Annotated in this window: 13 protein-coding genes; 11 read left to right on the forward strand and 2 right to left on the reverse strand. The window is 40.3% G+C overall.

Going from position 1 to position 15,122, the window contains the following annotated elements; genetic code table 11:
- The first annotated feature begins 3 nt into the window (after positions 1-3).
- A complete protein-coding gene (locus tag ACKWCF_RS07060) occupies positions 4-639 on the forward strand; it encodes a chalcone isomerase family protein (RefSeq protein ID WP_409480004.1) in 636 nt (211 codons plus the stop codon).
- A 27-nt stretch (positions 640-666) separates the two neighbouring features.
- Positions 667-1,566 (forward strand): hypothetical protein, encoded by a 900-nt coding sequence (locus ACKWCF_RS07065; protein WP_409480005.1) that lies wholly within the window; start codon positions 667-669, stop codon positions 1,564-1,566.
- A gap of 61 nt (positions 1,567-1,627) precedes the next feature.
- Here the strand turns inward: ACKWCF_RS07065 and ACKWCF_RS07070 are convergent, their stop codons facing one another.
- Together ACKWCF_RS07070 and ACKWCF_RS07075 are read right to left on the reverse strand one after the other, a co-directional pair.
- Entirely contained in the window at positions 1,628-2,788 is a 1,161-nt protein-coding gene (locus tag ACKWCF_RS07070) for a hypothetical protein (RefSeq protein WP_409480006.1), read from the reverse strand.
- On the reverse strand, positions 2,773-3,342 hold the full coding sequence (locus tag ACKWCF_RS07075) for a cob(I)yrinic acid a,c-diamide adenosyltransferase (RefSeq protein WP_409480007.1): 570 nt from the start codon (positions 3,340-3,342) through the stop codon (positions 2,773-2,775). Before ACKWCF_RS07075 ends, ACKWCF_RS07070 begins: the two co-directional genes overlap by 16 nt.
- Before the next feature lie 50 nt (positions 3,343-3,392).
- On the opposite strand from ACKWCF_RS07075, the gene ACKWCF_RS07080 reads away from it, so the two are divergent.
- The 9 genes from ACKWCF_RS07080 to ACKWCF_RS07120 all read left to right on the forward strand — a co-directional run bounded on the left by ACKWCF_RS07080 (position 3,393) and on the right by ACKWCF_RS07120 (position 14,903).
- On the forward strand, positions 3,393-4,205 hold the full coding sequence (locus ACKWCF_RS07080; protein WP_409480008.1) for an N-formylglutamate amidohydrolase: 813 nt from the start codon (positions 3,393-3,395) through the stop codon (positions 4,203-4,205).
- Between the two features lie 18 nt (positions 4,206-4,223).
- The gene (locus ACKWCF_RS07085; RefSeq protein WP_409480009.1) at positions 4,224-5,630 is read left to right on the forward strand and encodes a cytochrome c biogenesis protein ResB; all 1,407 of its coding nucleotides are present in this window, start codon (positions 4,224-4,226) and stop codon (positions 5,628-5,630) included.
- Positions 5,627-7,282, forward strand: a complete 1,656-nt coding sequence (locus ACKWCF_RS07090) for a cytochrome c biogenesis protein (protein ID WP_409480010.1) — start codon at positions 5,627-5,629, stop codon at positions 7,280-7,282. Before ACKWCF_RS07085 ends, ACKWCF_RS07090 begins: the two co-directional genes overlap by 4 nt.
- A gap of 238 nt (positions 7,283-7,520) precedes the next feature.
- Positions 7,521-8,111, forward strand: coding sequence for a cytochrome c3 family protein (locus ACKWCF_RS07095; protein ID WP_409480011.1), 591 nt, complete (start codon positions 7,521-7,523; stop codon positions 8,109-8,111).
- Between the two features lie 9 nt (positions 8,112-8,120).
- Positions 8,121-11,243 (forward strand): TAT-variant-translocated molybdopterin oxidoreductase, encoded by a 3,123-nt coding sequence (locus ACKWCF_RS07100; RefSeq protein ID WP_409480012.1) that lies wholly within the window; start codon positions 8,121-8,123, stop codon positions 11,241-11,243.
- Entirely contained in the window at positions 11,236-12,603 is a 1,368-nt protein-coding gene (gene nrfD, locus ACKWCF_RS07105; protein WP_409480013.1) for an NrfD/PsrC family molybdoenzyme membrane anchor subunit, read from the forward strand. The genes ACKWCF_RS07100 and nrfD overlap by 8 nt, the downstream gene beginning before the upstream one ends.
- 2 nt (positions 12,604-12,605) lie before the next feature.
- A complete protein-coding gene (locus ACKWCF_RS07110) occupies positions 12,606-13,136 on the forward strand; it encodes a DUF3341 domain-containing protein (protein ID WP_409480014.1) in 531 nt (176 codons plus the stop codon).
- A 1-nt stretch (position 13,137) separates the two neighbouring features.
- Complete coding sequence (locus tag ACKWCF_RS07115) at positions 13,138-13,704, forward strand: c-type cytochrome (protein ID WP_409480015.1); 567 nt, start codon at positions 13,138-13,140, stop codon at positions 13,702-13,704.
- Between the two features lie 2 nt (positions 13,705-13,706).
- Entirely contained in the window at positions 13,707-14,903 is a 1,197-nt protein-coding gene (locus ACKWCF_RS07120; RefSeq protein WP_409480016.1) for a molybdopterin oxidoreductase, read from the forward strand.
- Positions 14,904-15,122 lie beyond the last annotated feature (219 nt).

Consider the following 15,122-nt stretch of genomic DNA (forward strand, 5'->3'; position numbering starts at 1 on the left):
CACATGAAATCAATTATCGGTTCATTAGTATTAATGATCGGCCTTACAGCTAACGCAGGTCTTTTAACAGTATCTGGCGGAGCCAAAAAAATCGAAGGCGTTACTTTAAACCAAACAGCTCAAGTAACTGGTTCTGATGTTAACATGACATTAGTTGGTGCTGGTTTACGCGCTAAAACAGTATTATTTGTTCCAGCTAAAGTTTACGTTGCAGAATTATTCACTAACGATGCAGCTAAATACTCTCGCGATAACAACGCTTTAAAATCTTTAGAAGGTTCTTCTGTTACGGCAATCCGTTTAACATTCTTACGTGGTGTTGACGCTCCTACAGTTGCTTCTTCTTATCGTGAAGCTTTAGTAGCTAACAACGTTAACTTAAAAGACCCAGCTATCGCTCAATTCTTAGCAAACGTTGAAAAAGGTGGCGATGCTTCTCAAGGTAAATCTTTTGTTATGCTTTTAGTATTAACTAAAGAAGGTGGCACAAAATTATACTACGAAGATACAAAAGACCAAGTTTCTGTAGTTGATGGCCCACGCGCTTTACAACAACAAATCCTTTCTATCTGGTTAGGCGCTTCTGCTGATTCTGGCTTAGAAAAACTTAAAAAATCTTTATTACAACCAGTTTACTAATTTTAAAAATCTAAAAGGGTGTATTAGATGAAACAATTATTATTAGTATTAACAATCGCAGTTGGTTTTTCTGGCTGCGGTAAATTAAAAAAAGTATTAGATAAAGCTGAAACTATTCCGGATAAAATGGATAGCTTAAACACAGGTATGGGTGAAACGAACGCTTCAGTTCGTTTACAAAAACTTGGTATTTTCGAAGGTATGGTTTTAGACCAAGATCACTACGAAATGTTAGCTCCGTTCCCAGCTGATTTAATGACGGGTGGTAAATTCTTAGGTGAAGCTTTAACGACTGAAGAAGCTTTAATGTGGGTTTTTAAATCAATCAAAAAAATCAACACTTACGACATCAACTCTAATCCATTATTAGATGCTCAAGATGCAAAAGTTCAAGCTAAGTTTGACCACGATAAGTTAGGTCTTTACATGGCTGTAACAATCGTATCTGGTTATTTACGTGACAGCGTTATCGAAGAGATCGTTCAACGTATTTACACATCTGATCGTTTTACTGAGACAGGTTTACAAATCTTAGCTTTACGCGCGAAATTCTACAGCGACGTAATGCTAGGTGGTTCTCTTTATACAGAGAAATTCGCAACTTTAGGGCACGTTAAAGAAGCGATCGATTACAATTCAAAAATCGAACGTATCGCACGTCTTCCGTACCCACAAGCTATCAAAGTAGATATCGTTGGTATGTTAACTCCTGAAATGAACGAAGCTATGTCGGTACAATTTGATCCAGCTATCGTGAACGCGAACTGGTCAAAAATTAAAACATTAGGTGAAGCTGGTTTTGAAGTTAAGCCTTTATCTGGCAACAACACAGCTGACCAAGCAGAAGCTAAAAGACAAAGAGACGTATTTAACTCTTACATCTCTTTCTTAAATGGTAAAATCGAACAAGCTCAAAGCTTAAACTAAGCTTAAGTTTCTAAGATAAAAAAAGAAAGCCATCGTCTATTAGACGGTGGCTTTTTTGTTTTTAGAACAAGTACCCATCAAGCCAGATGTTTTTGCTGATTTTGGCTTTTAACGGCTTTTCACCGGCATCATCTATGGCGTCCGGGGTTCTGATCTCGTAGAGAGCGTAGGGCGATTCACTGTGAATCGTTCCAATCGGTGGTCGGTGCGTGTACATCGACTGTTCGTAAGAATAAATCAAGAACTCATTCTGTTTAGACTGATTGTAAGTGAACTTCACCATTGATTGAAACACTTCAGGGTGTTCGAAGAACAAGAAGTGTAAAAACTGAAAGTTAAGAGTCTGGTCTTTTTGGGTGCGCGAAAACGGACGTGTCAGTTTTCTGCCGACTCCAAAAAACGAAGCAAACTTTAAAAACTGGCGAAAGTTATCTGATTGCTGGTTATAAGACTGCGGAAAGTATTCTTGAAGTAGTGACGAACTTAACGGGTAACAAACACCCACGATATTATCTTTCGCATCGCGGGCTACGACAAAATTTTTAAATGAATAAATTAAAGAATCCTGAATGAACTTTTCAAGATCTTCAGTCATAGCGAGTGGAACTAAATCTAAAGTTTGCAGTTTTTCACACAGATAACGGATGAATTTTTTGTGATCTTGTTTTTCTAAAAAACCAACTTTGATAAAAGGGTTTACTTTAAATAGTAAAGGATAAAATCCGTGAATCGAAACTAGATTAAACTTACGAATTAATTCATAAAGAGGTTTGTTCGATCTTTTTTGTTTGGTGCGAATGAAAGCGTTGATTGCTTGCATGCTTTCCATATTGATCGATGTGATAAAGTGTTCAACTTTTTCAGTGGCGATTAACTTTTGTAATTGCGGTAGAAAATGGCGTGACCAGTTTAAAACGGCCTTACGTTGGTGCGATACACGTAAGTCACAGGCGTATGCGGTTTTTAGAACTTCTTTTTCAGTTTTCATATCCTGAAGAAGAAAGCTGGCTGTGCCTAGAATCTCGTTATTTTGAAAAGCATTGGTTTCTTCTAAAATATAATTATGAAACTTCTGCTGAAGACGTCTATAGAGCGAGAAAAAATCGATTTCACGTCTGATTTTTACATCTAAAAGCGCTTGCGTGGGGATTTCATAAAAGAATTGCCCTAGCTTTTCAGAATCAGCTGGAGTGGATTCGCGGAGAACTATTTTTTCTTCCACAAGATTTCCTGCGTGTTGGTGCGGTGGTTAACAAATCTAGCTGTGGTAAAAAGAAAATCACTTAAACGGTTTAAGTAAATTAGAACTGGCTCATAGTGAGCTTCTTGTATAGCAATTTCAGACGATCTGCGCTCGCAACGACGGCAAAGTGTGCGTGCTACATGAAAGTGTGAGCTTAAAACATGACCTGTGGGCAGAATAAAATTCTTTAAAGGTTCAAGCTCTGCGGTCATCGCATCGATCATTTTTTCTAATTGGGGAGTAGCTTCTAAATCTAATTGTGGAAGTTTTTTGAATACTTCGGCATCAGCTGTGGCTAACAAACTACCGATCACGAACATGTTGTTTTGAATATCAAAAAGTAAGCGGCGTAATGAAGTGTTGCTTAGATTCAACTGTTCATTGTTTTCAAGCAGACTATAAATCAAACCAAGATAAGAGTTTAGTTCGTCAGCAGTGCCGTAGGCTTCAACGCGTGGATTGAATTTTTCGACGCAACTGCCATCAACCAGCCTTGTTGTTCCTTTATCTCCGGTTTTCGTATATATTTTCATATATTTATTAGCTAATGTCTTTTAGAGTTAGTCAAGTTTAGGGGTGTGTTTTGTCAGAGCCGGTTATTCCATTTTTTGTAACGATGCCACATTCAGGAGAGAAAGTTCCTGAAGAGTGCACTTGGTTGCATAATCTTGATGAGAAAATTCTGATGTGCGATGTGGATCGCTACATTGACGTGATTTACGAACCCTCTCTTAAAAAACTTCAAGTGCCTTACCATAAAACCGAGTGGCACAGATACGCGGTCGATTTAAACCGTATTCCTCAAGATATTGATTGCGACTCTGTGATTGGTAGTGAAAACAAATCGGGCTCGAACAGCCGTGGTTTTCACTGGGTTGTCACAACTTTGAATTACCCTTTAATGCAAAGCCCCATCACCAAAGATCTGCATAATAAATTAACTGACCTTATATATACACCTTTTCACGATGGCGTGAAAAAACTGTACGCTGACTTTAAGAAAAAGGGCTTTGAACACGTTTTTCATTTAGACGCGCACTCGATGCCTTCTTTAGGTACAAATCAACATAAAGACCCAGGTCAATATCGTGCTGATATTGTAATCAGTGACAACCTGGGAGTGAGCTGTGATAGCCGTTATAAGGATTTAGTGATTGAAGCTTACAAAAGTGTGGGCTTTTCGATCAGCTACAATTGGCCGTACATGGGTGGCCGTGTGACACAACAATACGGTCAGCCTGAGGTTGGTCAGCAAGCTCTGCAAGTGGAGTTAAATCGTGCCTTATATATGGACGAAGTGACTAAAAAAATAAAACCAGATTATGTTGTTGTTCAAGAGCAAATATTCAAGGCACTTGATATCGTAAAAAGAGAACTTCCCAATTTGAAAATCTAAGAGTACGTTTTCTACGTTATGCGATTTAAAAACCCTCTGGTGCAGAAATTCTGGAAATTTTCTACATCATTTCAATTAGGTATTCCTGTTCTTGTGGCCCTCACAATTTTAATCATGTGGGGCACTATCGTCGAATCTCAATATGACGCTTTCGCTGCGGAAAAGTTGGTTTACCGCAGTTGGATGATGTATTTGACCATGGGCTTGTTGGTTTACAATCTGGCGATTGTGGTAGTTGATCGGATGCCTTGGAAGAGCCGGCATATTCCTTTCATCTTAGTTCATGCGGGAATTATTTTAATCGTCATTGGCGGTTATGTGACGCAAAAGTACGGCCTAGATGGTTCAATGATGCTTCCGATTAATGGTAAAAACAATTACGTGCAAGTGGCGCAAACAGACGTCGTTGTTTACGCGACATTTGATGGCGATCGTTACACTAAAGTTTTTGAAAGCGAAGTGGATTTTTTCTTACATCCGCCGACTGAAGATAAACCGTATAAAATAAATTTAGGTGACGCTGAAATTACAGTAAAAAAATATCTTAAATACGCTCGCGTAAGTAAAAAACTAAAAAAATCAACAGATGCCAATGCTGGAGCATCAGTTAAGTTTCAGTTGCAAAATGCGAATGTTCAACAGGTTGAAACTCTAACTCAAAACTCGAAAACCAAAACAGCCGATGTTAATTTTGGTCCGTTAAAAGTAGTTCTTGGTCATGATGTTAAAGACAAAGGCCGTAAAGACCGTGCAACGAATGAAATTTATTTTAATGCGAAAAGCGACACTGAATTAAACTACGAACTTTACCGCAAAGAAGAAATGAAATCGTTTAAATCAGGTCGCATCAAAATCGGAGATATAATTTCTACGGGATGGATGGGGTTGGAGCTTCGTTTGTTGGATTATCTTCTACAGGCCACTGAAGAGTGGGATGCTGTTGAAGTCGATCGTCCAACGCCATTAACAAGCCCTGCCTTATTGCTTCAGTTTGGTGATAAAACGCAGTGGACTTTATTAAATGATGTCATCAAACTTTTTGGCGATAACGAAGCTTTTTTATTCAGTTTTCAGAACCGCCGTATGGACATCGGGTTTCCGGTTTATTTGAAAAAGTTTGAAATGACCCATTATGATGGAACACAAAAAGCCAAAACTTATTCTAGTGCGGTTGAAATCGTTCCGCCAAACGGAAACGCTCCTGTCTCTGGTTTGATTGCGATGAATGAGCCGTTGAAGTACGCGGGATACACATTCTATCAAGCTAGTTTTAATCAAGATGAAAAAACCGGTGAGCCTACAGCTTCAGTTTTATCGGTGAATCTTGATCCAGGTCGTTGGATTAAATATTTAGGTTCGTTAGTTTTATCACTGGGCATTGTTTGGCTATTTGTCCAAACCCGCCGAAGAAAGACAGCACAATGATTCGTTTAATTTTTGCAGTACTGGTAACATTACAAGTTTCTTTATTTTCGCAGATCGCGAAAGCTGAGCCCAAGTTAGGTGAAGCCATCAGATACATGCCGGTTCAAGACGGCGGCCGTATCAAGCCTTACGATACTTTTGCTAAAGAAGTATTAGAAGTTGTTTACGGAAAACAAAAATACAAAACGGAATCGGGTGAATCAGCTCCGGCTTACTTGATTGTATTAACTTGGATGCTTTCGCCGGATAGCTGGGTGAATCGCCCACTTTTTGAAGTGAATCACTTAGATGTAAAAAATAAATTAGGTTTACCTAAAGACCAAAAATATTTTTCAAACAACGAGCTTTTTACAACGGACAAGTTTCAAAACTTAATGCAGGAATTAGCCGATAAACGCCAAAGCCAAGAAAAGTTAACGCCGTACTTTCAGGCGTTACAGCGTTTGCAAAACCAAATGATTTACTTTCGCGAATTAGCGGGAGGTCGTTTGCTTAAAATTATGCCAAGTCCAGTTTCTGAAACTTGGTTGTCGGTGGCTGAAATTCCTGAAACACAACAAGGTTTATTCGTGAATATCAGCCAAAGTGTTGCGGCTTACTTAGGAGCGCTGGCTGAACATAAAGATGTTGAAGGTGCTAAAGCCACGTTGGATAAAGCAGTTGTTGATTTTCAAAAAAGTGTAGAGCAGGTAGCTCCTGAAAAATATGCTCAAGCTCATAAAGTGGGAACGGAAGTTTTTTATAATGATTTACATCCGTTTCGTTGGACTTATGTTCTTTATATTTTGGCTTCGATTATTTTGCTTTTTATCTGGATCAGAAATTTACAATCAGGTATGGGGCTTGTGTGGACAATCACTTTAGCCGGATTTTTCATTCACATTTTAGGTTTTGCTTTTAGAGTTTATTTAGCTGAGCGCCCACCAGTAACTAATATGTATGAAACTGTTGTTTGGGTTTCATGGGGTGTGATGTTGTTCTCGATGATCTTAGAGAAGATCTACAAATACAGAATCTTTTTATTAGCAGGTTTGTTAGTAGGTTTCGTGTGTATGGTTATCGCCGATACAGCGCCTGCGGTGCTTGACCCAAGCATTCAGCCATTAGAGGCGGTTTTACGCAGCAGTTACTGGCTTATCGTGCATGTGATGACGATCACGATTTCTTACGCCGCTTTTGCCTTGGCTTTTGGCTTAGGCGACATTGGGCTTATTTATTATGCAATTGATAAAGATAAGCATGCTGAAAAAATCAAACACATCACGACGGGTGTGTACCGTGCGATGCAAATTGGTGTGGCATTTTTGGCTCCGGGAATTATCTTAGGGGGTGTCTGGGCCGATGCTTCGTGGGGCCGTTTCTGGGGTTGGGATCCGAAAGAGACGTGGGCTTTAATTGCACTTTTGGGTTACATAATAATTCTTCACACGCGCTTAGTGAACTGGATCCAAAACTTCGGAATGTTGGTTGCGGCGGTGTTGACGTTCAATCTAGTGATTATGGCTTGGTACGGAGTGAATTTTGTTCTTGGCGCAGGGCTTCATTCGTACGGTTTTGGTGCTGGTGGTGTGGAGTACGTTTCGATTTTTGTGCTTTTGCATTTCATTTTCGTTGGCTATGTTTTCAGCGTAAAAAAACTTTCTAAAGTTTAATTTTTTTGAAACATTTTAATTCCAAAAAAAGCGAAGTCTAAAACACTTCGCTTTTTTTGCTTAAGTTTCTTTGTGAAAATGATTTTCATTTCGCGAAAGCAGCCTTTTTGTCACACTTTTTTGCTTTAATCGTGGGCACGCAACATCTTGATTTCCCTCGGGGATTTTCAATTGCTATTCAAATTCCCCCGTGACATTTGCTTCGCATTGCATTTTAATTAACTTCAAAGAAAGGCAAATGTTTATGCTTATGAAAATCCGCACCACTGTAAGTGCCACGGCTATGCTTGTGCTTACGGTATTTTTTCTTTCAAGTTGTTTGTTCCAAAATCCAGATGGCGGCGAGCGCACTGGAATCGGCTACAACAAAGGCTATGCGCCAGATCAACCAATCGCATTCAGCCATGAACTTCACGTTGGTACACACAAGATCCAGTGTCAGTACTGCCACAACCAAGTTGAGCGTTCGAAATCTTCGAACATTCCTTCTTTAGCCACTTGTATGAACTGCCACCAACAGGTAGCAGGTAAACCAGGTGAAGAAGCTGTTGCCGGTCACAAGAACACAGACGAAATTAAAAAACTTCGTGATGCGTACAACGATGGTAAATCGATTGAGTGGGTTCGCGTTCACATGTTACCTGACCACGTTCAATTCAATCACCAAGCGCACGTTACAAAAGGCGTAAGCTGCCAAACTTGCCACGGTGAAATTGAAAAGATGCCTAAAGTTATTCAACATTCAGATTTGTCAATGGGCTGGTGTGTGAACTGTCACCGTCAACCAGAAAACAAAGCTTCTCTTAACTGTACAACGTGCCATCAATAGGAAACGACGATGTCTGAAAATAAAATTACAAACGATAACGAAAATAGAAAAATCGAACGTGATAGCCGTTACTGGAGATCTTTCGAAGAGTTAAACAACACTCCGGAATTCCAAGCTGCATTACAAACAGAATTTATGTCATCACCGTTACGTGATGAAAATAAAGATGAAGGTACTGAGAAAGACGGCGTTGCTCGTCGTGATTTCTTAAAATTGATGGGTGCTTCAATTGCCGTAACATCTGCTGCTGGTTGTATCCGCCGTCCGGTGCAAAAAATTGTTCCGTATAACAAACAACCTGAAGAAGTTACTGTTGGTATGTCTAACTGGTACACGTCTTCATACTTTGATGGCCAAGAAGGTTTAGGTTTATTAGTTAAATCTCGCGAAGGTCGTCCAGTTCACATTCAAGGTAACCCAAAATTTCCTTTAAACGGCACGGGCGCTTCAGTTAAAGCTCAAGCTTCTTTACTTGGTTTATATGAGCCAAACCGTTTACAAAAACCTTTCAGAAATTTATTTAACGAAAAACGCACAAACAAAGAAACTGTTGGCGTTTCTTGGGAAGAATTAGACAACAAAGTTGTTGAAGCTCTTAAAAAAGGTGGCGTAGCTATCCTTTCTGGAAATATTTCTTCTCCATCTACAAAAACTGTAATTTCTGATTTCCGTTCGGGCTTTGGTGCTGACCACTACGTGTGGGAGCCTTTAGCTGATAACGTGGCAGATGCTCAAGCTTCTTCATACGGTGAAGCTTTAGTTCCAGGTTACAGATTTGATAAAGCGCAAGTGATTGTTTCAATTGACGGTGACTTCTTAGGTACTTGGGGTCCGACAATGACAAACAACAAACGTTTTGCTGATGGTCGCAGAAACATCGACAAAATGTCTAGACTTTACTCTTTCGATTCAACTTACTCATTAACTGGTGCTAACTCTGACGTTCGTTTTAAGATTAAACCATCACAACAGTTTGATGTTGTTATGGGTTTAATCGCTGAAATCGTTGGTAAAGTGAATGTTTCAGACGCTGTTAAAACAGCGGTTGCTCCATTCAACGGAGTAGCTGAAAAACTTGGTATCTCTTCAGAAGCTTTCAAAAAAGTAGCTGCTGATTTAGTGAAGAGCCAAGGTGAATCTTTAGTTGTTGCTGGTGGTATCCAAACAAACACTAAAGATGGTCATGCTCTTCAAGTAGCCGTGAACTACTTAAACTCTATCTTAGGCAACGAAGGTAAAACAGTAGTTGCTCAAGCGGGTAATAAGAACATCACAGCTTCTCAAGACAGCATTAAATCTTTAATCAAAAAAATGAATGATGGTGCAGTAAAAACGCTAATCATTTACCGTTCTAATCCATTCTATGCTTTAAGTGCTGATCACGGTTTTGCTGATGCTCTTAAAAAAGTAGAAACAGTTGTCTATGCTGGCGAAAAAATGGATGAAACTGCAGTTAACGCTCACTACGTTGCTTCAGACAACCATGCTTTAGAAACTTGGGGCGATTCTGAATTCGCAACTGGTTTATACGGTATTCACCAACCACTTATCCGTACTATGTACGATACACGTTCGTTCCAATTGTCATTAATGACTTGGGCGTTCATGGCTAAAGTTGGTCCTAAACGTATTCAAGAATTCGAAACTTTCTACGACTACGTACGTAACTTATGGAAAACTGAGTTAATGGCTAAAGTTGGTGGCGGTAAGGATTTCGAATCTTTCTGGAATAACTTCTTACAAGAAGGTTTCGTTGGTGATGTTGCGGCTGGTTCAGCTCGTAATTTCAAAGGCGATGTTTCCGGTCTTAAAAAATCGGCAAACGGCGATGCTAAATTTGAATTAGCATTATACCCAACAGTTCAATTAGGCGATGGTACTTTAGCTAACGTAGGTTGGTTACAAGAGCTTCCAGATGCAGTTTCTAAAATCGTTTGGGATAACTACGCTAGCGTTTCTGTTAAAACAGCTGCTGAAAACAAACTTCGCGAAGGCGATGTGATCGAGTTAACAGTAGGTGATAAAAAATTATCTTTACCAACACACATTCAACCAGGTTTACATGACCAAGTTGTAGCAGTAGCTGTAGGTTACGGCCGCACGCATGCTGGTGATGTAGCTAAAGGTATCGGTCAAAATGCATTCACATTAGCAACAGCTGGTGTATTTGCAGGTCAATCTGTTGAATTCAAAAAAACAGGTCAAAAAATTGAATTAGTGACAACTCAAGGTCACGATTCAATGGAAGGCCGTCAAATCGTTGTAACTGCGACGAATAAAGATATCGAAAAAAATAAAGAAGCAAATATTCACAGGCACCACACATGGAATATCTGGTCAGGTCACCAATACAACGGACACAAATGGGGTATGGCGATCGATCTAAACGTATGTACTGGTTGTTCTGCGTGTATGACTGCCTGCCAATCTGAAAACAACATTCCTGTTGTTGGTAAGAAATATGTTATGCAAGGTCGTGAAATGCACTGGATCCGTATCGACAGATACTACACAGGCACTCCTGAAAATGCAGAAACAGTATTCCAACCTGTAATGTGCCAACACTGTGACAATGCTCCGTGCGAAACGGTATGTCCGGTAGCTGCAGTTACACACAGCTCTGAAGGCTTAAATGAACAAGTGTACAACCGTTGCGTTGGTACTCGTTACTGTTCAAATAACTGTCCTTATAAAGTTCGTCGTTTCAACTGGTTCAACTACGCGAAGCTCATCGAAAAACCAATGCACATGGCGCTTAACCCAGAAGTGGGCGTACGTTCTCGCGGTGTTATGGAAAAATGTACTTTCTGCGTTCAACGTATCAAAGAAGGTAAAAACAAAGCTAAACAAGAAGATCGTCCAGTAAAAGATGGCGATATCAAAACAGCGTGTGAAGCGGCTTGTCCGACAACAGCTATCGTGTTTGGTGATTTAAACGATGAAAATTCTCGTGTTGCTAAAACTTTCAAAGCTGAGCCACGTGCTTACGCTTTATTAGAAGAGTGGTACGCGAAACCTTCAGTACGTTACCAAACTAAAATTAAAAACAATGATCAGGTAACTCCAGAGAAATCACACGGAGCTGCTCCTGCCCATGGCTCTCAAGAAGAGAAAGGAGCTGACCATGCTTAAGCGTAATCAGCTTGTTCTTGGCAACAAGACTTTAAAAGACGTTACAGATGATATCTGCGCTCCGATTGAAAGAGTTCCATCTAAAGAATGGATGGGCTTATTCTTAAGTGCGAAAGGTTTATTTATTTTTTACATCCTGACAATCGCTATGGTTATCTCGACTGGTATCGGTTTGTTAGGGGTGAATCACCCGGTTGCTTGGGGTACGATGATTATCACTTTCGTATTCTGGGTAGGTATCGGTCACGCCGGTACTCTTATCTCGGCGATCTTATTCTTATTCCGTCAAAAATGGAGAACTTCAGTAGCTCGTTCTGCTGAGGCGATGACAGTATTCGCGGTTGCGACTGCGGGTATCTTCCCGTTAATCCATACGGGTCGTCCTTGGTTAGACTTCTGGTTATTCCCTTATCCGAATCAACGTGGTCCATTATGGGTGAACTTCCGTTCTCCATTATTATGGGACGTTTTCGCGGTTTCTACTTATGCGACAGTTTCTTCTGTATTCTGGATCGTGGGTATGATTCCGGATTTAGCCACTGTTCGTGACCGTGCGAAAAATGCGATCCGTAAAAAAATCTACGGCGTATTATCAATGGGCTGGAGAGGTACTGCTAAACAATGGTCACACTTTGAAATGATCTACTTAGTGTTAGCTGGTCTTTCTACTCCGCTAGTATTATCGGTACATACAATCGTATCGTTTGACTTCGCGGTGTCTGGTTTACCTGGTTGGCATACGACGATCTTCCCACCGTACTTCGTTGCGGGTGCGATCTTCTCAGGTTTCGCGATGGTTATTACGTTAATGACGTTAGTGCGTATCGGGTTCCCACAATTTAAAAATTACATCACGATCGATCATATGGAAGTTATGAATAAGATCATCATGATGACAGGTTTAATGGTAGGTTACGCTTACGGATCTGAATTCTTAATCGCTTGGTACTCAGGAAATGATTACGAACGTTATGTATTCATGAACCGTGCGATGGGTCCTTATGCTTGGTCGTACTGGATCATGATCTGCTGTAACGTTGTTATCCCGCAATTATTCTGGTTCAAAAAATTCCGTCGTTCGATCCCAGTGATGTTTGTTGTTTCTATCTTCGTAAACATCGGTATGTGGTTTGAGCGTTTCGTAATTACTGTAACTTCGTTACACCGTGATTTCTTACCGTCGAACTGGGGCCAGTACGCTTGGTCGATGTACGATACAGCGATCTTAGTTGGATCGTTCGGTATGTTCTTCACAATTTTCTTATTATACTTACGCGTTTTACCTGCGATCTCTATCGCCGAAGTTAAACCGGTATTAAACGTTGGTCGTGACGATGAACATCATGGGAAAGGACACTAATCATGGCTAAGAAAAGAGCTATCGGCGGTATCGCTGGAATTTTTCTTGATGAAGCTACAACAATCAAAGCTGCTACTCGTGTAAGAGAAGCAGGTTTTACAAAATTTGATGCTTTAACTCCATATCCGGTTCACGGTATGGAAGAAGCTTGCGGTATTAAACGTTCACCAATCCCATATGTAACTTTCACAGCGGGTTGTGTGGGTTTATTAGCAGGTTTAGCATTAACTTATTACACTTCTGCAGTAGACTGGGCGATCAACATCGGTGGTAAACCAATGTTTTCATTACCTGCATTCGTACCTATCATGTTCGAATTAACAGTATTATTTGCAGCTTTAAGTTCAGTAGGTGCTTTCTTTTATCTATCTGGTATTCCAAGAGTTGATCCACCGATCATTGATAAAGATATCACTTGCCATAAGTTTGCGATTTTCATTCCTGAAAATGACGTAGGCTACAGTGCTGATCGCGCAGAAAAACTTTTAAAAGATTTAGGCGCTGTTGAAATCAAAAAAATGGCGGAGTACTAAGATGAGAAGTTTAACTAATCTTTCAATGACAGTGATTGCAGCTTCTTTAGCAGTATCGTTTTTCTCGAGCTGCCGCGGTGGCAACAATCAAACGAACATCGAATTAATCCAAGATATGATGGAATCGCCGGCCTTAAAGTCGCAAGAGTACGATGAAGGTGCTCCAAACAATGCGGCTATGCGCGTTCCACCAGAAGGTACACAGCCGCAAGGTTTTGTTCCGTATAAATACACTGATGCAGTAGCTGCAGCGGCTAACCAAAATCCGTTGAGCGGTCAGTACACTGAAGAAGTTTTAAAAACAGGAACTAAGTACTACACAATTCACTGTGCAATCTGCCACGGCGCTAATGGCCAAGGTGGAGAGCAGCAATCTGTAGCTGAAACGATGGCGTTAAAACCACCAACATTAACTTCTGATAAAGTTAAAGGTTGGACTGATGGTCAAATCTATCACGTGATCACCGCAGGTCAGGGTGTGATGGGTCCATATGCGGCTCACATTCCGCAAAAATACAGATGGCAAGTTGTTAACTACATCCGCCACTTACAAGGTAAAGGTAACTAGTCATGGGTTCATCGAATCATTCACATGAATTAAAATTAAATAAATTCGAAGCTCCACAACAGCTTAAAACTGCAATCTTTGCAGCGATGTTTATCGGATTTTTAGGTTTAGCTTATGGCTTATTTAAAGCTCCAGATCGTTTATGGACTTCTTATTTAGTATCATTCTTCTTCTTTGCTTGCTTAGGTTTAGGCGGGATGTTTTTCATCTCTTTTAACCATGTAGCTGGAGCTGGTTGGAGTGTTTCTATCCGTCGTATCGCTGAAAGCTTCACTAGCTTTTTACCAGCGATGTTTATCGGAAGCGTCATCTTAATCCTTGGTTTTAAATACTTATACCCATGGGCAGATCCTTCTCAAGCTCACCGCATGACGGGTGGTAAAGCGCTTTACTTAGCGCCTTGGTTTGTGACTTTACGTTTAGTGATTTTTGGTTTGGGTTGTTTGATCTTTAAAAAGATCATGGTTGGAAACTCAATCAAGCAAGATCAAAATGGTGACCATGCTCTAACTCATAAAAACGTAGGGTTTTCAATTGGTTTCATCGCTTTCTTCGCGATCTTCTTTACGTTATTTTCAATCGATTTATTAATGTCACTGTTACCAAGCTGGTATTCGACGATTTATGGAATCTATGCTTTTGCGGGTATGATCCAATCAACAATGGCGGTTCTTGCATTAATGATTATCTGGTTAAAAAACTCTAAATGGGTTTCTGGATACATCACTGTTGAGCACCAACATGACGTAGGTAAATACATGAAAGGTTTCACGATCTTTTGGGCCTACATCGCGTTCTCACAATTCATGTTAATCTGGTACGCTAACATTCCAGAAGAAACTGAATTTTACTTAATGCGTTCACACAGTGGTTGGTTAGGTGTTTCGGTAGCTTTATTAGTTTTCCGTTTCGCGGTTCCGTTCTTAGCGTTACTTCCAAGAGATGCTAAACGTAACGACATGAATTTAGCAGCAGTTGCGATCTTAGTTCTTGTTATGCAATACGTAGATATCTACTGGTTAGTTTACCCGAACTTCTTTGATGGTATTCCTCAATTTGGTTTCCTAGAAATCAGCATTTTTGTTGGTTTTGCGGGCGTGTTCTTGAAGTTAATGACTGGTTTCATGACTAAGAACAACCTAGTGGCAATTAAAGATCCTCGTATGCACGAGGCTTTAAACCACCACGTTACTTACTAAAAGGTGCCAGGCCTTTTTTGCTACGGTTAAAATCGTTATGGCGGGAAGTTTCGTAAGAGACATCCTGTCTGAAAAAGGACTCTGTCCTTTTTGAATCCTGAAAAGCCGACCGTCCGGGTCGGCTTTTTTATTTGTGTTCAAGTAAGATAGAGTTGGGGAGATTCGCCCCTAGACACAGTTATGGGCCGCATAAGAAAACTTTTCATAGAGTTCGCTTGT

It is taken from the genome of Pseudobdellovibrio sp. HCB154 (assembly GCF_046267985.1).
Taxonomy (GTDB): Bacteria; Bdellovibrionota; Bdellovibrionia; order Bdellovibrionales; family Bdellovibrionaceae; genus Pseudobdellovibrio.